This window comes from Vibrio sp. B4-6, from assembly GCF_963888245.1.
Lineage (GTDB): Bacteria > Pseudomonadota > Gammaproteobacteria > Enterobacterales > Vibrionaceae > Vibrio > Vibrio anguillarum.
This window is the reverse complement of record NZ_CAWPIM010000044.1, coordinates 12158-32767: the sequence shown is the minus strand read 5'-3', so window position 1 is coordinate 32767 and position 20610 is coordinate 12158. Positions and strand designations below refer to the sequence as shown.

Annotated in this window: 15 protein-coding genes, 1 pseudogene and 1 riboswitch; of the genes and pseudogenes, 13 read left to right on the top strand and 3 right to left on the bottom strand. The window is 45.0% G+C overall.

What is annotated here, in order from left to right; translation table 11 throughout:
• The first annotated feature begins 35 nt into the window (after positions 1 to 35).
• From putA to AACV20_RS11570, 7 genes are all read left to right on the top strand, one after another.
• Positions 36 to 3158 (top strand): bifunctional proline dehydrogenase/L-glutamate gamma-semialdehyde dehydrogenase PutA, encoded by a 3123-nt coding sequence (putA, locus tag AACV20_RS11600; protein ID WP_170907322.1) that lies wholly within the window; start codon positions 36 to 38, stop codon positions 3156 to 3158.
• Between the two features lie 21 nt (positions 3159 to 3179).
• Entirely contained in the window at positions 3180 to 3878 is a 699-nt protein-coding gene (locus AACV20_RS11595; protein WP_017042347.1) for a 1-pyrroline-5-carboxylate dehydrogenase, read from the top strand.
• 68 nt (positions 3879 to 3946) lie between these two features.
• The gene (gene putP, locus AACV20_RS11590) at positions 3947 to 5437 is read left to right on the top strand and encodes a sodium/proline symporter PutP (protein ID WP_017044927.1); all 1491 of its coding nucleotides are present in this window, start codon (positions 3947 to 3949) and stop codon (positions 5435 to 5437) included.
• A gap of 215 nt (positions 5438 to 5652) precedes the next feature.
• Positions 5653 to 5880, top strand: a complete 228-nt coding sequence (locus tag AACV20_RS11585; RefSeq protein ID WP_013868195.1) for a hypothetical protein — start codon at positions 5653 to 5655, stop codon at positions 5878 to 5880.
• Positions 5881 to 6098: 218 nt separating this feature from the next.
• A complete protein-coding gene (locus AACV20_RS11580; protein ID WP_170907321.1) occupies positions 6099 to 7988 on the top strand; it encodes a methyl-accepting chemotaxis protein in 1890 nt (629 codons plus the stop codon).
• Positions 7989 to 8209: 221 nt separating this feature from the next.
• Positions 8210 to 8692, top strand: a complete 483-nt coding sequence (locus AACV20_RS11575) for an Lrp/AsnC family transcriptional regulator (protein ID WP_170894923.1) — start codon at positions 8210 to 8212, stop codon at positions 8690 to 8692.
• 21 nt (positions 8693 to 8713) lie between these two features.
• Entirely contained in the window at positions 8714 to 10129 is a 1416-nt protein-coding gene (locus tag AACV20_RS11570) for a coniferyl aldehyde dehydrogenase (RefSeq protein WP_170907320.1), read from the top strand.
• Here AACV20_RS11570 and AACV20_RS11565 read toward each other — a convergent pair.
• Entirely contained in the window at positions 10126 to 12024 is a 1899-nt protein-coding gene (locus AACV20_RS11565; RefSeq protein ID WP_170907319.1) for an SgrR family transcriptional regulator, read from the bottom strand. The two genes, AACV20_RS11570 and AACV20_RS11565, sit on opposite strands and share 4 nt — an antisense overlap.
• Positions 12025 to 12169: 145 nt before the next feature.
• Between AACV20_RS11565 and AACV20_RS11560 the strand changes: the two genes are divergently transcribed.
• The 5 genes and pseudogenes from AACV20_RS11560 to AACV20_RS11545 all read left to right on the top strand — a co-directional run bounded on the left by AACV20_RS11560 (position 12170) and on the right by AACV20_RS11545 (position 15228).
• Positions 12170 to 12307: a hypothetical protein gene (locus AACV20_RS11560; protein WP_013868191.1), complete on the top strand. Its 138-nt coding sequence runs from the start codon at positions 12170 to 12172 to the stop codon at positions 12305 to 12307.
• Positions 12308 to 12488: 181 nt separating this feature from the next.
• A riboswitch (FMN riboswitch) is annotated at positions 12489 to 12645 on the top strand.
• 91 nt (positions 12646 to 12736) lie between these two features.
• On the top strand, positions 12737 to 13393 hold the full coding sequence (gene ribB, locus AACV20_RS11555) for a 3,4-dihydroxy-2-butanone-4-phosphate synthase (RefSeq protein WP_047687676.1): 657 nt from the start codon (positions 12737 to 12739) through the stop codon (positions 13391 to 13393).
• 117 nt (positions 13394 to 13510) lie between these two features.
• A pseudogene (locus AACV20_RS17630) lies at positions 13511 to 14203 on the top strand (methyl-accepting chemotaxis protein); the annotation flags it as partial.
• A gap of 42 nt (positions 14204 to 14245) precedes the next feature.
• Positions 14246 to 14626, top strand: a complete 381-nt coding sequence (locus AACV20_RS17625) for a CZB domain-containing protein (RefSeq protein ID WP_410001445.1) — start codon at positions 14246 to 14248, stop codon at positions 14624 to 14626.
• 119 nt (positions 14627 to 14745) lie between these two features.
• Positions 14746 to 15228: a YehS family protein gene (locus AACV20_RS11545; RefSeq protein WP_038148283.1), complete on the top strand. Its 483-nt coding sequence runs from the start codon at positions 14746 to 14748 to the stop codon at positions 15226 to 15228.
• A 130-nt stretch (positions 15229 to 15358) separates the two neighbouring features.
• Here AACV20_RS11545 and AACV20_RS11540 read toward each other — a convergent pair whose 3' ends face one another.
• The gene (locus tag AACV20_RS11540; RefSeq protein WP_088729794.1) at positions 15359 to 17020 is read right to left on the bottom strand and encodes a methyl-accepting chemotaxis protein; all 1662 of its coding nucleotides are present in this window, start codon (positions 17018 to 17020) and stop codon (positions 15359 to 15361) included.
• A 291-nt stretch (positions 17021 to 17311) separates the two neighbouring features.
• Here AACV20_RS11540 and AACV20_RS11535 point away from each other — a divergent pair, with 291 nt between their 5' ends.
• The gene (locus AACV20_RS11535; RefSeq protein ID WP_170907318.1) at positions 17312 to 17668 is read left to right on the top strand and encodes a YibL family ribosome-associated protein; all 357 of its coding nucleotides are present in this window, start codon (positions 17312 to 17314) and stop codon (positions 17666 to 17668) included.
• Between the two features lie 62 nt (positions 17669 to 17730).
• On the opposite strand, the gene malT is transcribed toward AACV20_RS11535, so the two are convergent.
• Positions 17731 to 20439 (bottom strand): HTH-type transcriptional regulator MalT, encoded by a 2709-nt coding sequence (gene malT / locus AACV20_RS11530; protein ID WP_170907317.1) that lies wholly within the window; start codon positions 20437 to 20439, stop codon positions 17731 to 17733.
• Positions 20440 to 20610: the final 171 nt, after the last annotated feature.

Below are 20610 nucleotides of genomic sequence, written 5' to 3'. Positions count from 1 at the left end.
CCGACCTTTTTCGGGAGTGAGATTGAGGAAAACGCATGTTTACAGCAACAGATGTGTTGAATGCAGAGTTTATCGAGCAACCGCTTGATAAGCTGTGGTCGCTGATCTCTCCACTTTATATGGTGGACGAATCTCAATGGCTGAAGCAGTTATTACCGCTGGCAACAGCTACAGAATCAGAAAAATCGGCGATATTAAATAAAACAACCCAGTTAATCGAAGCGATCCGAGCCGACAAAAAAGCGGTGCAAATGATCGATGCCTTATTACTTGAGTACAGTTTAGATACGCAAGAAGGTATTTTGTTGATGTGTTTGGCTGAAGCTCTGATGCGCATTCCCGATGCGGAAACCGCGGATGCTTTTATTAAAGATCGCCTCAGCGTTGCGGATTGGAAATCTCATCTGAAAAATTCTGACTCTGTCTTTGTCAATGCGTCCACGTGGGGGTTGATGCTGACTGGTAAAGTGATTGGCCTTGCTGATGTGGATACGACTAGTCCAACGCAGGCGGTTAATCGTCTAGTGAATAAGCTTTCTGAGCCAGTGATTCGTAAGGCGATGCACCAAGCGATGAAGGTGATGGGCCACCAATTTGTGCTAGGCCGAACCATTGAAGAAGCACAAAAAAATGGCCGTCCTATGCGTGATAAAGGGTATACCTATTCATTTGATATGCTCGGTGAAGCGGCGTTAACCACGGCCGATGCCAATAAATATTTCAAAGATTATTTGATGGCGATTGAGGCGGTTGGCCGCGAGAAATATGGCTTATCAACCAGCCCGGCACCGTCCGTATCAATCAAGCTTTCTGCATTGCATCCGCGTTATGAAGTGGCTAATCAAGAGCGCGTGCTGAGCGAGCTTTATAGCACACTGCTACAGCTTTTAGCCCGTGCTATCGAGCTGGATGTGGCGATCACTATTGATGCAGAAGAAGCAGACCGTTTAGAGCTGTCATTAAAGCTATTTGAAAAGATATATCGCAGTGAACCCGTGAAAGGGTGGGGGAAATTTGGTTTAGTTGTACAAGCTTACTCTAAGCGCGCTTTACCCGTTTTAGTTTGGCTTAATGGGTTGGCGAAACAGCAAGGTGATGTGATCCCACTGCGTTTAGTCAAAGGGGCGTATTGGGATAGCGAGGTGAAGTGGTCTCAGCAAAGTGGCTACAGCAACTATCCGGTATACACACGTAAAGAAGCTACTGATGTCGCCTATTTGGCTTGCGCTCGTTTTCTTTTAAGCGAGGGTGTTCGTGGTCATATTTTCCCTCAATTTGCCAGTCATAATGCACAAACCGTGACCGCGATTGCGGTGATGTCACAACACAAAGATTTTGAGTTCCAGCGCCTGCATGGCATGGGTGATGCTCTTTATCATCATGCAATGAAGGCCTATCAACAATCGGTGCGAATTTATGCTCCAGTAGGTAGTCATAAAGACTTACTGCCTTATTTAGTTCGTAGATTGCTTGAAAATGGTGCGAACAGTTCGTTTGTGCATCGTTTAGTCGATGCTCGTTGTCCTATTGATACGTTAACGCAACATCCTGTCGATATGTTGCTCTCGTTTGATTCTTTACCAAATACCAAAATCCCTTTGCCACCGCGTATCTTTGCCGAGCGCGTTAATTCCTATGGCGTCAATATTGATATTGAAAGTGAGGCAACGCCTTTTGAAGCGAAAGTAGAATGTTGGCTCAGTAAACAGTGGCATGCTTCTCCTATCATCAATGGTGTTGCTCAGTTCGAAAGCATGATCAAGGCAGGGGCATCGCCGGAAGTTGTGACTGCGCCTTATGACCGTAGGAAGCATGTTGGACAAGTGGTATTTGCCAACCTTGATCATGTTTCCGAAGCTATCTCAATAGCGGAGCAATCCTTTGCTGCTTGGAAGCAAGAAGAGCACAGCGTTCGCGCGGGCAAACTTGATAAACTTGCTGATTTACTCGAAGAGAACTTGGCTGAACTGGTCGCCATTTGTCATCACGAAGCAGGGAAAACCATTCACGATAGCATTGATGAAGTCCGCGAAGCGGTAGATTTTTGTCGCTATTACGCCAAACAAGTTTCCGCGTTAACACCCTTTGAAGTGACGAGTTTTGATAATGAAAAGCGAAAAGTGAGCCGTGAAGGTCGTGGTGTTTTCGTGTGTATTAGCCCATGGAACTTCCCTCTTGCGATTTTTCTTGGGCAAATCACGGCAGCGTTAGTTGCGGGTAATACGGTCGTTGCCAAACCCGCAGAACAAACCAGTTTGATTGCTTCGCGTGCCGTGGAACTGATGTTGGAAGCTGGCTTTCCTGCTGGCGTTATCCAATTGTTACCTGGACGTGGTGCAGAAATTGGTAGTGCGCTGACTTCTCACCCTGCCATTGCAGGTGTCGCGTTCACTGGATCAACGGCGACCGCGCAACGTATCAATCAAGCACTCGCTCAACGTGACGCCGCGCCAGTGCCGTTGATTGCAGAGACGGGTGGGCAAAACGCGATGATCGTTGATAGTACGGCTTTACCCGAGCAAGTGGTGAGAGATGTGATTCGTTCTGCCTTTGCTTCGGCCGGGCAGCGCTGCTCTGCATTACGAGTGCTATTTGTTCAACAGGATATTGCCGATCGCATCATCAGTTTGATTCATGGTGCGATGAATGAGCTCAAGATTGGTCTTCCTTACCTCCACAGTACAGATGTCGGCCCTGTTATTGATGAAAAAGCCAAACAAAAGTTGCTCTCTCACATTGAACAGATGACCAAGACACAGACCAAAGTTGCGCAATTAGAACTCAGTTCGGAGTGCCAACACGGCGATTTTGTACCGCCAGCGGCTTTTGAAATTTCAGATATTCACTGCTTAACCGAAGAACAATTTGGGCCGATCTTACATATCGTGCGTTTTAAAGCGCGTGAGCTGGCCGATGTCGTGCAGCAAATTAATCAAACTGGTTTTGGTTTAACCATGGGGATCCATAGCCGCAATGAAACGACATATCGTTGGATAGAAAAACACGCCCGAGTAGGTAACTGTTACATCAACCGTGATCAAGTGGGTGCAGTGGTGGGCGTGCAACCATTTGGTGGGCAGGGGCTTTCTGGTACCGGACCAAAGGCAGGTGGCCCACATTACTTATACCGTTTTACTCAAACTGAATTTTCTCAGTAATAAAGGCTCAGGAGAATTAGCATGGTTCATCAAGTAACACGTTTTTCTGACGCTTTTTCAGCATGGGAAAATTGGAATATCACCGATTTTGATTCTAAATGTGAGTGCTTACTTTCATTTAAAAATCTACTAGAAAGCGCTATGCCACAACTGGCAACAGTGATTTCTTATCATCTTCATCAGGCATCGGCGCTGTTGGCGCATTCGCATCAATTGATCGGTCCTACTGGAGAAACCAATGAGCTATACACCGCAGGTCGGGGCGTGGCTGTGATCATCCAAGGTGAGCACAGTGATAAAGCGCAACAGGCGGTGGCAGCTCAGCTTTGTGCCGCTCTTGTGGCAGGCAATAGCGTCGTCTTATGTAGTGACGATGCGATGTTGATTCGAACACTGCAAGCGGCATTTGAGCAGTCAACACTCCCTACTAATCTCATTCAGTTTACGTCTTTTGATGCTTATCATCCGTTGATGGCGTCGGACGTTCGAAGTGTAGGTTACGTTGGGAACACTTCGGTTGAGCGTAGCCTCAACCGTCAGCTAGCTGATCGTAATGGTGCGATTGTCAGCCTAGTTTCTGAAACGGACTTGAGCGCGATCCCCGTGGCTCATGATCCTCACTTATCGTTGCGCTTTATTACCGAGCGTACTCGCACAATAAATATAACAGCAGTGGGTGGTAATGCGACCTTGCTTGAGCTTGGTAGCGAAACCCATTAATCCTTTCTGTTTTATCCTCTTCTTCGGAAGAGGACATGGAAGGCGATCTTTTAAAGAGGACAAACACAATGGAAAATAGCTTTGCTATTACAACCACCTTTATCCTGTATCTTATTTTGATGCTGGCTATTGGTGTGGTTGCATACCTTCGAACGAAAAACTCCGCAGATTATTTCTTAGGAGGGCGATCACTGGGCCCTTGGCCTGCGGCTTTATCGGCGGGTGCATCTGATATGAGCGGTTGGTTATTGCTCGGTTTACCTGGTTACGCGTACGCCGCTGGTATTGAGGCTTTCTGGCTAGCGGGTGGCTTATTATTGGGCACATGGGCGAACTGGTTAGTGAATGCTAAGCGCTTGCGCACTTATAGCATCACGACAGATTCATTAACATTACCTGAATTTTTATCACGCCGTTTTAATGATAAATCTAAACTGATTCAAACCATTTCAGCCTTCTTTATTTTGCTGTTCTTCCTCTTTTATACCAGTTCTGGCCTTGTGGCTGGCGGTAAACTATTTGAAACGGTATTTGGTTTAGATTATTCAACCGCAGTTATTATTGGCACCATTTGTGTGGTGTCTTATACACTGTTTGGTGGATTTTTAGCCGTTTCTTGGACTGACTTAGTGCAAGGCCTATTGATGGCAGCGGCATTAATGATTGTGCCCATCGCGGCAATCAACGGTGGTTTGGGTCAACTGAGTCAAGATCTATCCGCAATAAACCCAGAGCTACTAACGCTATGGCATGATGTGAAAGGTGAGCCGTTAACGGGTGTTGCCATTATCTCATTAATGGCATGGGGGCTTGGTTATTTTGGTCAACCCCATATTTTGGCGCGCTTTAAAGCGTCTCGCTCAAATAAAGATCTCACCACAGCACGTCGTATTGCGGTCATTTGGACCGGTTTATCCATGGCGGGAGCCCTATTAGTTGGCTTAGTTGGGCTTGTTTATGTGACGAACACAGGTTCGCTGGAGCTGGCAGATGGTGAAAAAATCTTCATGCTGCTAGTGAATGCGATTTTCCATCCAGTTATTGCAGGTATTTTGCTTGCGGCTATTCTTGCGGCAATTATGAGTACCGCTGACTCGCAATTATTAGTTTCTTCCTCTGCGTTAGCGGAAGATTTTTACAAGCAAGTCATCAAGCAAGATGCAACGTCGGAGGAGATAGTTCGTGTTGGCCGCTTTGCTGTGATTCTAATTTCTATCGTTGCGTTAGTGCTGGCCATGACACCAGATAGTTCCGTGCTCGGCTTAGTTTCGTATGCATGGGCGGGCTTTGGCGCCGCATTTGGCCCTGCAGTGGTATTGAGCCTTTATTGGTCTCGAATGAACCGCAATGGTGCACTAGCCGGCATTATTGTTGGTGGCGTGACCATTGTGGTTTGGAAACAACTGTCTGGCGGTTGGTTTGATGTGTATGAAATTGTTCCTGGGATCATTTTCTCTGTACTTGCGATCGTTGTGGTGAGCTTAGCGACAGCTGAACCCGAAGAGAGCGTGAGAGCACAGCACGTGACCTTTAAAAAGCAGCTGGTTGAACTAGATTGACATTCATACCGTTGTTCAATAACTAGCCCCTTTCTGAGGGGCTTTTTTGTACAGGTTAGATTGTGTAGTGTGCTTAGCAGAAAATAAGGAGATTGGGATGGACGTTTTTTGAAGATAGCTCACGAAACACACACTAAAGTTTGAGAAAAATGAACCTGTAGGCGCAAAATGTGTCAATTATCAATAATGATGCAAATTGTAGGGATTATTGGACCATGTCAAAAGCTTATTGCACCTGTTGTCGTAAAGAGACACCACATAAAGTCGTGATGAAGCGCTGTCAGTCAGAACCTTGTTCAACGTGGCAAGGTGTTCAAAAGTTTTTTGCGCTCATTATACAAGGTGAACCTCATTACAAAATGGAAAAGCAAGGTTTTTGCCGAGTATGTAATCACCCATCAACATTAAGCCACACTGACTTCTCACGCGTCCGCGTTCTCTAAATACTTCCAGCACTGCGCTAAGTTTTTTGGCGTAGTGCGCCTCTCGCTCAAAAGATAATTTTGCTTTTATTCGGCTGACTAAGTTTGATTTAGTGCACATTCACGTGCCGTTCTATTGCACGAGTGTCAAGTATTGGGAACTTAGGCAAAGTAATAATCCATAGTTGTAATACTCTCAAGCCCATTACTTTGGTGAACAAGCTTCAAGGAGCATTGCAATGCAATTGAGTTTAAAGAGAAAAATGGTGTTCTCTGTGGTTGCTGCTATTACATTGACAGCCGCTGCATTGGTTATGGTTGGCTATCAAACCTTTAAAACCGACAGCTGGAGAGCGATTGAGAGTGAAGCGCGTAATACATTACAGGCTCATGCAAAAGGGATTGGTGACTGGTTTAATGGTAAACAAAAAACGCTGCTAGGATTAAAAAACGAAATCGAGCGTAATCCACAATTAGACATTGTTCCTCACCTACGCCAAACCTTGGAGTCTGGTGAGTTTGGGCTGAGTTATTACGGTAATGAACAGGGCGATATGATCCGCAATGACGGATCGCGTAACCAAAATGGTTATGATCCCCGTGAGCGTGGTTGGTATAAAGAAGCCAAAGTCGCGGGTAAACCGATCACAACCGCCCCCTACGTCAGCGTTACCATGCAAACCTTAGTGGTGACATTGGCAGAACCTGTCCGTCAAAATGGCCAACTGATTGGCGTCGCCGCTTCCAATTTAGCTTTGGGTAAATTGATCAAGGACGTCTTAGCTATTGAGGTTCCCGGGAAGGGCAATGCTATTTTGGTGAATACCAAGGGGCTAATTGTTGCCCATCCCAATCAAGAGCTTATTTTAAAACCTACCCAAGAAATGGCCTCACAACTGACCATTCAAAGCATATCAGAGGCGGCAAATTCTCAATTACCACTCTTTGTTGATATTGATGGTCAGGCCAAAGTATTGATGGCGCAAAGTATTGAACATACCGACTGGCTGTTGGTTATGGTGATGGACAAAACGGTTCTTGAACAGCCACTCAATGACATGCTATTGAAACAGAGCTTGATTGGTTTGATGATTTTAGTGATCTTGGCATTAGCGACCTCATGGTTCGTCGCTCGTCAGTTGAATGAGTTGAGTAATATTGCTCAAGCTTTGTCAGATATCGCCGAAGGTGATGGCGATTTAACCCGTCGTTTAGCCGTTCGCAGCGATGATGAAGTCGGTATCTTAGCGGATAAGTTCAATAAATTTGTCGATCGCATCCATGTCATGGTGCAAAGCGTGCGTGATGTTTCCGTTTCCCTTAACCAAGGAGCGACACAGGCCGCGAGCTCAGCCAGTCAACGTAGTGAACGGATTCGTACTCAACAAGATGAAATTACTATGGTTGCAACTGCGGTAACTGAAATGGCGTCTGCGACCGCTGAAATCGCGGGCAATGCTGATAATACCGCTAAAAATGCCAATGAATCGGTTGAGCTTGGTGCACAAGGCTATCGCCAGATGCAGCAAAGCAAACAGTCAATCAATCAGTTAGCACAAGAGCTTAACAGTGCTGTGGGCATCATTGGTGAATTAGAAGTGCACGCTAATGAGATTTCAACCATTCTGTCGACCATTCGCTCGATTGCAGAGCAGACAAATTTGTTGGCCTTGAATGCGGCGATTGAAGCGGCGCGCGCCGGAGAGCAAGGTCGTGGCTTTGCGGTTGTAGCTGATGAAGTCCGAGTGCTTTCTCAGCGTACTCACGCCTCTACCGAGGAGATTCAGTCTAAAATTTCCGGTTTGCAAAAGGTAACGACCAATGCTGTTTCTGTCATGACGGAAAGCCATAAACTGGTCGAAACAAGTGTGCAAGATGTGAACCATACAGGAGAAAGCTTACACGCAATCAGCGAAGCCATTCAGATGATCAGTGATATGGCGACACAAATTGCATCAGCAGCAGAAGAGCAATCTTTGGTGACAGCGGATATTAATGGCAACACCGAATCGGTACGTGAAGTCAGCGACCAACTCGCCAGTGATGCGCAAAATGCAGTGCAACAAGCTCATGAAATGCACCGTTTAGCGAATGAGTTAGATAAAGAAATTTCTCGCTTCAAACTGTAATCATCTCAACATACTCAAAGTAAAGAGGCGATAAATAGATTACAACCAAGAAAGTGGGTGCTTGCTCACTTTCTTTTCCTTTTTTCTCCTCAGTCTTTTTATTCTAACGTTCCCCTATTCTATGTGATTTATATCACAATGCCTTGTGATGATAGGTTGGTTTAACGCTGTAAGCCATTATTGTATGCCATATCACTTTTTTTAGAGCGCCGTGCAAAACCATGAGCCTAGACCGCATCGACCAAAAGATCTTACGTATTTTGCACAGTAAAGGACGGCTTCCCGTTGTTGAGCTAGCAAAGTTGGTGAATTTAACCACATCTCCTTGTTCTGATCGTGTCAAACGCTTAGAAAAGGAAGGGTATATCAAAGGCTACCATGCAGAACTGTGCCCAGAAAAGTTAGGTCTGGATGTACAAGTGTTCATTCATATTCGATTGGATCAAACCAGTTTCTCTATTTTTGAGCGTTTTTCACAAGCAGTGGCGGACATCCCAGAAATTGAAGCATGTTATTCATTGTCCGGTGATTTTGACACCATGATCAAAGTGAGAGTGAAAGATATGAAAGCCTACCAAAGTTTTATGTCTGGCAAGTTGGGGACATTGCCGGGAGTGATTCAAACGCGCAGTGAATTTGTGATTGAAGAACATAAAGCCAGCTTTGGCATTAATCCTGAGCTCATTTCCAAGACGCTGCCTTAGCTGCGAATGAGGTGAAATACGGTGCAAGAAACAGAACAGCAACAGCCCTTAACTAAAGACGTTACGACACTTTTTACTAGGTTAAAACAGCAGACAATAGCAGAGCCGTATCCTAGCCTTGAGCAAAGACGTATTTGGTTGCAGCGTTTAAAAACCGCGTTACTCAGTGAACAGGCCGCGCTCGTTGAGGCCTTAAATCAGGATTATGGTTATCGAAGTCGCTTTGATAGTACGGTTTGCGATCTGCTACCGGCCGTTTCACACATTAATTACACGCTAAAACACCTCAAATCGTGGACAAAATCGCAATCGCGTCATGCAGGTTGGCTATTACTGCCGTCGACAGTGAGCGTTCACTATCAACCCTTGGGTCTTGTGGGAGTGATTGTACCTTGGAATTTTCCTATCGTGCTCAGTATGGCTCCATTAGTCACAGCATTGGCGGCAGGTAATCGCGCTATGGTCAAATTGAGCGAACATACGTCTTGCGCCAACCAAGTGTTGATGCGTATTTTTGCGACGGTCGATGAAGCGGTTGATACTGTAGAAGGTGGGGCTGACGTTGCCGCACAGTTCAGTGCGTTACCCTTTGATCATCTGTTATTTACGGGGTCAACACCGGTAGGTAAATTGGTTGCCCAAGCGGCTGCGAAAAACCTAACACCAGTAACGTTAGAGCTTGGCGGGAAATCCCCCGTGATCATTGCACCTGATGCTGACCTTGCGCGCAGCGTTGATAACATCATGCTTGGCAAAGCCATCAATGCAGGGCAGATCTGTGTTGCTCCTGATTATGTTTTACTGCCGGAAGGCAAACAACAAGCCTTTGTGGAGCTCTATCTGCAACGCTTTAAGCGCTATTTTTCCACTAAAGATGGCTATGATACGTCACATATTATTAATCAAACCCAGTTTGATAGGCTACAGCAATACTTAGAAGATGCTAAACAAAAAGGGGCTACATTGCATCCCGTAGAAGGCGATGCAAAAGCGGGCACGTATCAATTTTTGCCTTGCTTAGTGACGAATGTGAAGGTTGATATGTTGTTATCCCAACATGAGATATTTGGCCCCATATTGCCGGTATTGAGCTATCACAGTTTGGATGAAGCGATAGCTTATATCAACGCTCGCCCACGTCCGTTAGCTTTATATTTAATGAGTGATGATCACAAGGTGATCAAACAGGTTAGTACACAAACGCATAGTGGTGGCCTAGCTGTGAACGATACTCTGTTACATGTGGCCGCCGATGATGCCCCCTTTGGCGGTATTGGCGATTCTGGGGTTGGGCACTATCACGGGATTGAAGGTTTTAAGACCTTTTCACACGCCAAAACCGTATTGTTTTCTAAGCGTTGGTTGCCACGTAGCCAGTGGATGCTGCGTTATCGTTTAGTGATGCTGGCAATATTACGCAGGCTATTTATTCGCTAATCAATGGACCACACATTTTTAATATCAGGCCATCCCCAGTTGGTCAGTGCAACGTCTTTGAGCACACCCTGAAAACGTAATGTTTGCTTATGGTGGAACAAAGGGACGAGGCAGTATTCGTTGATCAAACTCGATGCTAGCGGTTCCAACGCGATAAGGTAGTGTGTCAATGGTGTCGTTGATCGAATGTCGATTAACGCTTTGAGCAGCCATTGGCTCTCTGCGGGGCCAATGCAATGGTGCAACATTGGGTTGCCAAATAAATGGCTAAATGCACTGAAATGCCGATTGTCATCTAAATTAATATTGGTGATAACTATGGTTTCGTACAATTTGCCTTGCTGGGCCAGAAAATTCAATTCTCGGTAGGAGTAAATGTTGACGGCAGCAGCCAGCCCCATCTCCTCTAAAATATGTTTCACACCGAAGGCGCAATGAATCAGTACCGTGTAGTCATAGACGGCAATCGAGATTTGATTTGGCAGGCTTGCTTTGGGCGCTGGTGGTCGCACCACAGGTTGCCATACTGGCAGTAGGTTACTGGCAACGACTGCGTCAAACTTAGTTGGTTGTTGTGCTAAATAGTGCTCTAGTTTTTCTCCAGATATCTCGGTAGCTAGGTAGCGTTTCTGATTTTCATTAAGAGCTGAATGAGCACCTTGATTGAACAAAATAAACATGCAACCATCTTCTACTCTTGATGATTGATTAGAGGTGATGATCGCCAGTTCTTCAACGTTACTCAGCTCTACATCGTGGTGGCAAGAGATGTTTTGTTGCTGATTTTTTTGTTTGATATGCATGCCTTGAGGGTACAACTCGTCTTCATTTAAAATCCAAATTGTGACGTGATCCGTTAAAGCTCGGCAGCCATAGAATTGGTCAAATGCGCTTAAAATGAGTTTGTGAGGTGAGTGATCTTGAACTTGAAATGGGCCACAACCTGTCACCATTGGGGAGTATGCATTGTTCACTTGGCTGGCTGGTTGAATTGAATATTTGACGCCAGAGAGCAACCCTGCAAATCCTAAATCAGATTGATTAAGAGAAAATACTACTTTTTGTGGTTGTGGTGCGCTTACATCAACCAAATGCGCGAGCTCTTTTTTGTACTCTTCCAAACTAGAGAGTTTGGCAAATAAACTCACGATCGTATTAGCATCAATCGGTGAGCCATCGTGAAACGCTAATCCGGGGCGAAGATAAAATACCCACTGAAAATGTTGTGCATCATACTCCCAGTGATGGGCTAATTCTGGATGAAAGCGTCCTTGTTCATCACACTGGATGAGGCAGCAATAGATTTGCCTGAGCAGAAATCGCTCACTACTACGCTGTATTTGATGGGGCACTAGCCGTTCAAATGGTCGTTTATACGTCAGTTGAATGTGTAAGCGACCTTCGCGAATAGATGCGCCGGAAGTACTTTGCAACAAACGCCCAAACACTACCTCATCATTATCCAGTATGGTTAAGGCTTTTTCATATTTCCCAGCCAAAATTTGCTCTTTCGCGAGCATTTGTTTGATTGTGTCTAAATCGAGGTTCAGGCGCAGTATCGAGCGTTGGTTACGTCCGACTTTGGGTTGCCACTTGAGCCAACCTTGTTGCTGCATTTTAGCCACCAGATTTCGTGCATGACGTGGTGAGGTGAATAAACATTCTGCAACCTGTGTTAACGATACTTTAATCTCTTGACCCACACCAAGCACGGTCAGGCGTGTGTAATAACGTAATAAAGTAAGATCGGACACTCGCAAATCCTCTAGATGAAAGGGAAGAGATAGGCAGTTCAGTTCTTCGCACGACCTTGCGCTTTGCCCTCCTTGATGGTCAAGTTGTTTGGGTATAGTAGCGAATTTATGAAGAACTAAATAAGAAATATTAATGATCATTTGTTCCTCATTTATTGATTTTTAGTTTTTAAATATCGTTTTAAGGCTAATTTCGATGATATGAGGAATTAAAAAATAAAAAATTCTCAGTTTTTGTATTCCTTGTTTTGATTCACAATCAACGCATCGATAGCTGAGGAGGTGAATGATGAACGACCCCATAACGACTGACACCAAACAGCCAACACCGCTGGCGATCTATTACCGCCAGCGTTTAGAAAAATCACGTAACCCTATAGAGGTAATGGCGATTTTAGCTCTGATTCATTTATGTCACTGGTGACCATGAATAAAGGCATCCTGCATACCCTAAACTCTTGAGTTAGCTATGCTCCTGTTACCCCCAACTGCATAATTGCAGGATGCCTTTCCTTTTCGATGCACATCACTTTTTCGTCGTCCTACTTTTCATCTTTATCGTAAACGACTACCATGACATCGCTTTTTTAAAGCCAATTTATAGTTTAAATTCTCAGGGCGGGGTGAAATTCCCCACCGGCGGTGTGTTTGTTTTTTCAGTTGAGAAGGCAGATGAGCCCGCGAGCGCTCGATGTATCGAGGTCAGCAGATCTGGTGAAAAACCAGAGCCGACGGTTATAGTCCGGATGAGAGAGAATGAAGAGACGCCAGTTAGTTCGCTAGCTGGTGCAATTTGTTTTGGATTTGATCCCTCAAGCAGCCCTGATTCTGGTGATTTTTTAGGAGTACAACTATGAATCAGCTATCTCTACTTGCCAAATTTGGCGACCCTATTACTCGTGTTGAAAACGCACTGTCTGCGCTTAAAGAAGGGCGAGGCGTGTTGTTGCTTGATGATGAAGATCGTGAAAATGAAGGCGATATCATTTATGCGGTTGAGTCACTGACCACACAACAAATGGCACTGATGATCCGTGAATGCAGTGGCATCGTCTGCCTATGTTTGACCGATGAACAGGCTAATCAACTGCAACTGCCCCCGATGGTAATGCATAACAATAGCGCAAACCAAACCGCTTTTACTGTCTCGATTGAAGCAAAAACAGGTGTAACCACGGGCGTTTCAGCACAAGACCGAGTGACCACAATAAAAACCGCGGCCCGCTTTGATGCTAAAGCCGATGATCTTGCACGCCCCGGCCATGTTTTCCCACTTCGCGCTCGGGCGGGGGGCGTTTTGGCTCGTCGTGGGCATACAGAAGGGACGGTTGATCTTATGAAAATGGCGGGTTTAATGCCTGCGGGCGTATTGTGTGAACTCACCAATCCTGACGGTTCCATGGCCAAAACACCCGAGATCGTTGCGTTCGGGCAAAAGCACAATATGCCTGTATTGACGATTGAAGATATGGTGCTGTATCGAACAAGACTTGAACTCAAACAGGCTTAATGAATGTCGAAGGGAGGCTAGGTGCGTCCCTTCACATTACTCCGATTTAATCTTCTCATTTTGAAATGAGAAGTGCATAAAATTATTAACGTTCGATTAAACTTATGTAGATTGACGATGTTATTTTTGCCGAGGTTGAGCATGCTATTTAATAAGAAAATGCAAAAAGAAAATGATGATTTGAAGGCTCAGATAGCTGCATTACAAGCACAGCAAAGACTTGAGCAACAAAAGTGGCAAGATGAAATTCAGCAGCTAAAAGAACAGCTGGCCTTATTGCGTACATCAACTCAATTAGAGTCTGATTTGATGGCCAGCCATTTGAGTGGTAGCCACATGCTGGAAGCCATCCGTTCTGGTCTGGCTCACAATGCTGAGAATTTATTGCGTGAGAACGAATCACTGAAGCAACTGAATAGTATTTTTGGTCAGACAAGCACAGCAATTAATCACTTATCTTCTCGAGCAGAAAAAATTGCAGAATACGCTCACGCTAGTATGGAATCGGTGACTGTTCTAGATAAAACAACCATTTCGATTGGCCAGTTAGTCGGCACGATCCAAGAGATTTCGCAACAGACCAATTTATTGGCACTGAATGCAGCTATTGAAGCGGCACGCGCAGGTGAAGCGGGTCGAGGTTTCGCGGTCGTGGCCGATGAAGTACGGGCATTAGCTTCCAAAGCCAATGATGCCAGCACTAAGATTGAATCTTTAGTTGGGCAAGTTCAGAACCAAACGGAAAGTATTAAAGGTTCAGTGAATCAGAGTCAAGAATGTGCAATCGAAGTAGAAAATGCTTCAAATGAATTAAAACAGACGGTAACAATCGTTTTAGACAAATCAAAACAAATGCAAGAAGTTATTCGTATTGCGACGGCGTGTTCTTTCCTTGATACGGTGAAATTAGATCACGCAGTTTGGAAAAATGAAGTGTACGATCACATCCTCAATCGTCGGTTTGAACATGGGATGAATACTCATCAAGAGTGCCGTCTAGGTAAATGGTATTTTGAGGGTGATGGTGCGCGTGAATACAGCCAGCTTCCCAGCTTTGCTGGTTTGAATGCTCCTCATAAATTGGTGCATGATTCAGGAAAGAGTGCACTGAAGTTTGGTCAGAATGGTGATTGGACACAACTGATTAAGCAAGTTGATACTATGGAATTGGCCAGTAAATCGGTGGTTGATTCGATAGACCGATTACTAAAAGAGGTAGTAAACACACATTAAACTCAGACGGTATTACGTAAAATAGATAGGTGTCCGATCGCTCTTCTGCTACAGTGGCGCGCTATTTCTTCACAGTCTGTCATCTTGATGGCACTGGAAATCTAACCCTAGGATCTATTTTGACCAATAACGATATTTTACGCCGTATTCGCTACACTTTTGACTTTAAAGACTCAGCTATGGTTGAGATTTTTGCTGCGGCGGACGGCTGCGTTACTCAAGAGCAAGTGACTACTTGGCTAAACAAAGAGACGGAATCTGTGTTGAGTGATGTGGATCTAGCGATATTTCTCAATGGTTTAATCAATACAAAGCGTGGTAAACGCGATGGTGAACAACCTCAGCCTGAAACACGCTTAACCAATAATATGATTTTCATGAAATTGCGTATTGCGCTGGATATGAAAGCAGAAGATATTTTAGACACATTAGCTTTTATCGATTTTCGTTTAAGTAAGCACGAGCTCAATGCATTTTTCCGCAAGCCTGACAATAAACACTACCGTGAATGTAAAGATCAGATCCTGCGTAACTTTTTAATGGGTGTTCAGCGTCAACTGCGTCCAGAAGATAAACGCGAATATCAAGAAAAAATCGATTAAACCAAAGAAATCTCCTGTAAGTCATTAGGGATCTCTTCATTGAAAAAAGCCATGTCGGCATGGCTTTTTTACTTTAATGATCAACGATCTTCATTCTGACGCTTACGAGTATCAGTTTTACCTCTTTTTGTTAAACTTTAAAGCGGTCCACCAACTCATAGAGTTCGTTGGCTCGGCTATTTAACTGCTGGCTACCCGCTTGGTTCTGATTAGCCAGTTCAGCCGATTGACTACTTTGGTCGGAGATCACCACAATACGCTCTGATATCTCTTGCCCAACAATGCTTTGTTCTTCCGTTGCTGTGGCGATCAGTGCGTTCATATCCATAATCGTGGCAATAGAGTCTTGAATTTTTTGTAATGCTGTTGATGCGGCATTGGCTTTTTCTACGGTGCTTAAGCTACGACTTTGGCTTGAATCCATCGCTTTAACTGCGGCATCAGAGGCATTTTTCAGTTGCCCGATCATCGCATGAATTTGCCCTGTACTGTCTTGGGTACGGCTGGCTAATTTTCGGACTTCATCTGCCACCACGGCAAATCCTCGTCCTTGTTCACCCGCGCGAGCTGCTTCAATCGCTGCGTTTAATGCTAATAGGTTGGTTTGTTCCGCAATATCTTGGATAACCGCAAGTAGAGACGAAATGTTTTTCACATCGCCTTCTAGTTTTGAAATCACAAGGCTCGCTTCAGCGACTTCTTTGGCAAGATCCTGTACCGATTGTGCCGCCGAATCAACAATTTCATGGGCATCTTTGGCGTTGTCGTCGGCATCTTTTGCCGATTGAGCGGCATGATGGGCGTTATTCGAGATCTCTGTTGCGGTGGTGGTCATTTCTGTCATCGCTGTCGCTACTTGATCGGTCTCTTCACGTTGCCCTGATGCAATGGCGTCAACTTGTTGTGCTCGTTGTGTCATGTCATTGGTTTCATCCACAACCTGTTGCCCAACTTGGTGCACGCGCGCAATGATACTTTGCAAGCTGGAGACAAAGGCATTGAAGTTATCACTTAATCTTGCAAATTCAGGGGCGTTGAATTTTTCCATTCTTGCAGTTAAATCAGCGTCACCGTTTGCAAATGAACGAATCGATAAATCAAATAGCTCGAGAGGACGCATGATACTGCGATTTAAAATGATGGCGAAAAAACCGACGATGAGGATAATGATCAAGCTCATCAAACCGATATTGACTAAACTGCTTTGCATATTTTCCGCAGCGAGTGTTTCCATGTTGGCGATTACAGCATCAATGTCATCGGTGTAAAAGCCAGTGCCTATCATTAGATCCCACTGTGGCAAATAGGTAGAATAGGCCAATTTAGGTAGTGGTGTCGTCTCTCCCGGCTTGGGGAAATAGTAGGTAGTGAACTTATCTACTTTGGCATTTTTGATTAAATCTTGGATTAAATAGTTGCCATGCGTATCTTGCATGTTCCAAAAGTTATCGCCTAAACCAGCATTACTTTGGCCCAGTAGTAGTCGATCCCCTTTGCTATTGTAGCCAAAGATATAGCCACTATTTTCAAACGCGATGTCACGCAGTATGGTGATGGCTTCGCTGAGGGGAGCGTTTTTTTGTTTGAGTGATTTGAGCGCTGTATCGGCAATTTGCAGATATGAACGCAGCTCATTTTGTTTCATCTCCATCATGCTAGCGCGGGTAGCAGCCATTTGTTCGTGATTCAGTTTTTGTGTTTCTGAAAAACTGAGATACATCATACTTAACGAAATAATCAGTAGCGGAACAATGGATAGCACGTAGAGTCTTTGGCGAATAGTCAGGCTCATGGTTATTTCCTGTTGTTATGTTATTGGCCTTGGTACTTTAACTGACGGTTGACATGCTCGTTGTTGTTATAAATATAGCTTAGCTAAGTTTGCGGCACCGCGTCTTACAAAGAGCATATTTTCATATGAAAAATGGGTGTTATGTCAAATTGGAATGCTAAGTAGAGTTGTTATGCCCTCTATGACTTGCCAGTGGCTTTCATTTCACCGGTTTAAGCTTAATTTCTATATAGAGTATAGATAGGCTGTGATATACTCCGCGCCCACTTTACTTTCGAAGAGCCAGTGACCATGAGCCTGAAAAATGAAATTCAACAACTCAATAACCGTTTAGATACGTGTCGCCATAAGCTCGATGCGGCTAAAGGTCGTGGCGATCAAGTAATGATCAGCAAATTTACCGATGAAGTAGAACAACTGACGAAAAAGCTCGCTCAAGCAAAACACAAGCAAAATTATACGGTGAGCAAAGAGCGTAAGAGTTTGCTCGATATGCCATTTTCTCGTGAGTTGACCAAAGCCGAACAGGCGGATTTAGGTCAATTGAAAAAGTTAGTTAAAGGTTTAATCGTGGTACACCCGATGACAACAATGGGCAAAGAACTGCGTTTAGAAGTGATGACTGGTTTCGCTCCAAAAACCTTCTAACCATCATTTTTTACGACAGAAAAGAGCCAGATAATCTGGCTCTTTTTGATCGTACCTGCGACTCAATAGCCCATAAGTTGCAATAAATTCTCGGCGGTGTGGATTGCCTCTTTGCGGTTAGCAATATTCAGTTTTTGGTATAGGTTGCGGATGTGGGTTTTGATGGTGGTTCCTGCGACATCCAGCTCTTGTGCAATTTGCTCATTGCTAAACCCAGAGTAAATAAGCCCCAAGACTTGCCATTCACGTTGAGTGAGTGGGCTGGTACGAACCAGCTCAGGAATATTTGGGTGATTAACCAGCTTCTCAACAAACTCTTCGTCGAAATGGACTGATCGGCTGCGCTGAGTGGTAGAGATCTCTTTCATTAACTGTTGTGCGCGGTGGCGTTCCAGATCTCCCAATTCGGATCGGCTAGAGAGTTTTTCCAACAAGTGGCCGATCTGAGAACCATCGATTAAAAAGTTACCCACCATACCCGTTTGATTGGTTAGTTGTAGCGCCTCTTTGAGTTTTTCTTTCGCCACTTCTTCGTTGTGCACTGTGGTGGCTAGAACGGCTTCGAGGATCAAATTACGGTTTAGGTCAGTAATCAACTGATAAGTTTGCGCTTCGTGCTGCATAAACGTCAAAGTTTGAGTCGCATCTTCCAAATGACCTAAGTGAATCTGAACTCGAGCAATATTGCGCCATTGAAGCTGTGAAAAGTGATTGCACGCTTTTTCTGGTCGAATGGTGGTCTTGAGCCACTGCAACATTGCTTCATCATTGCCACGAGCTTGCCAAAATAGAATCAGTGAGAGCGAAGCATTCGCCGTCCAGTCTACGTGATAAGTCGATTGTTTCAGTAAGTGCTGTATTTGTTCGATGAACTTACCCGCTTTATCGAGTTCACCACGGCCAATAGCAATACGCGCCAGCATAGAATAACTGTGCAGATGCTTGCTTGGAGAGTGGTTGCCCAATACGCGTAGTCCTTTATAAGCGCATTCTTCCGCTTCATCCAAGCGGTTCCAGCACCACAGGATTTGGGCACGTATCCGTAGTAAGAATTCATGTAATGGCACTTGCTGCAATTGCTGCTCTTCAATTAATTTGAAGGCAATATCTTGTACTTCAAAAGCGGCTTGCACATAACCTTGGGCAATCAAGATCTCGCTTTGCTGTAGTAATGCCCATAGCGCTTGATGGTAAACCTGATACTGGCGTGCCAGCTTTTCGGTTTGTTGCATCATCGAGAGTGCACGGCTTAATTGACCGAGCACGTGGTTCACTTCGCCGACGACTGAAGTGGCGACAATACGACTGCGGTAAACTGTGTGATCCAGTTGGCTGAGTGCTAACTCCGCAAGTTCTAAGGCTTTTTCTGGCTCATTTTGGTTGATCGCGACTTGAGCACGTAGGGCATTGAATTCGCCTTGTTCTTTGGTGCTGAGCTGAACATTGAGCGCTTTCATCTCGTTGGTCGATTTGGTTAGCAGATCCCCAACGTCAAAGTAGCGGTGCTGACTTTGAGCCAGCCAAGCTTGTAGCATACACAGTTTAGGCTCGCGATAGAGTTGGGCCGGAGAGAGTTGGTTAATGGCCTCTTCGAGAGCCAAAAGCTCGCCTTGGTTGAACATCTTCCAGCCAAATTGCGTCAAGATAGTAGCGAGTAAGTCAGTATCGTTGGCGAGCGTGGCGTGACGCAACGCTTGATGAGGTGTGGCTTCGTGTAACCACGCGTGTGCGGCGGCACGATGCAGATCTTGTTCTTGCTGCGGGATGCGAGCTAAGCGCTCATGAGAGAGGAATTCCGCAAATAAGTTGTGGAAGCGATACCAGTTATGCTCGCCTTCCAATGGATAAATGAATAAACCATAGCGGTTGAGCGACTCAATCATGCTCAGTGCGTCGTCACGTTTGGTGAGTGCAGAGACTAACACGTCATTAAAGTGATCGAGCACTGAGCATTGCATCAAAAATTGGCGCGTTTCTTTATCGAGCAGATCAAACACTTCCTCAACTAAGTAATCCCATAAATGTGCATGATTAAACTGCGATACCGACTCCGCTGTCTGCGCCAACGTGCGCTTTTGGTGCTGTGCTTGTAAGGCAATCAATTGCAGTGCAGAGGGCCAGCCTTCGACATAGGTGCACAAGTTGTTGGCAGTATCATCATCCACGCCATCAGAGACCCGTTGATTAAAGAAGCGTGTTGTTTCTTCGGTATCAAAGGCGAGTAGCTCATTACCAATTTCGATCATCAAATCGCGTACGCGCAAGTTGGCCGTACCTAATGGGGGTGTGGCACGGCTAGTGACGACCAGCGTTAGGTTGTCTGGCATGTGTTTGAGGAAAAAGCGCATCGCTTCGTGGATATCGTCATCGGCGATCAAATGATAATCATCGAGAACCACATAGCACTCTTTGTTAAAGCCAGACATTTCCGAAAACACTTCACTAAATAGCGAGTGTAAAGAAGAGAACTGGCGTCGCTCGGCCAGTTTTTGGGCATTTGGACAACTTTGCTGAGTCGCTTTATTAATCGCTTGCAGTAAGTAGTTGATAAATCGGAACGCATCATTGTCGCTTTCATCGATGCTATACCAACCTACATTGGTCTTGTCTGATAACCATTGCGCTGCCATGGTGGTTTTTCCATAACCAGCAGGCGAGCGAAATAGCACGAGTTTGTAGCAAGGTGCTTGGGCAAGCAGCTCTAACACGCGCGGGCGAACGATGGCGTTGTGTAGGCGGCCGGGACGAGTAAGCTTAGAAGGTATCCACATCTTCCAGATTCCATTTATTGTTCTTGTTACTGACTTAAAAGCTGATCGCAGCTTTGGAGGTGCTTAGTAAGAAGAGCATCATTATTTAGGAGTACACAAGTGAACTATCACTCATTTTGTGTGGATGTTACTTGATGTCGTGACGCACGTTTATTGATCCATCCCGAGATT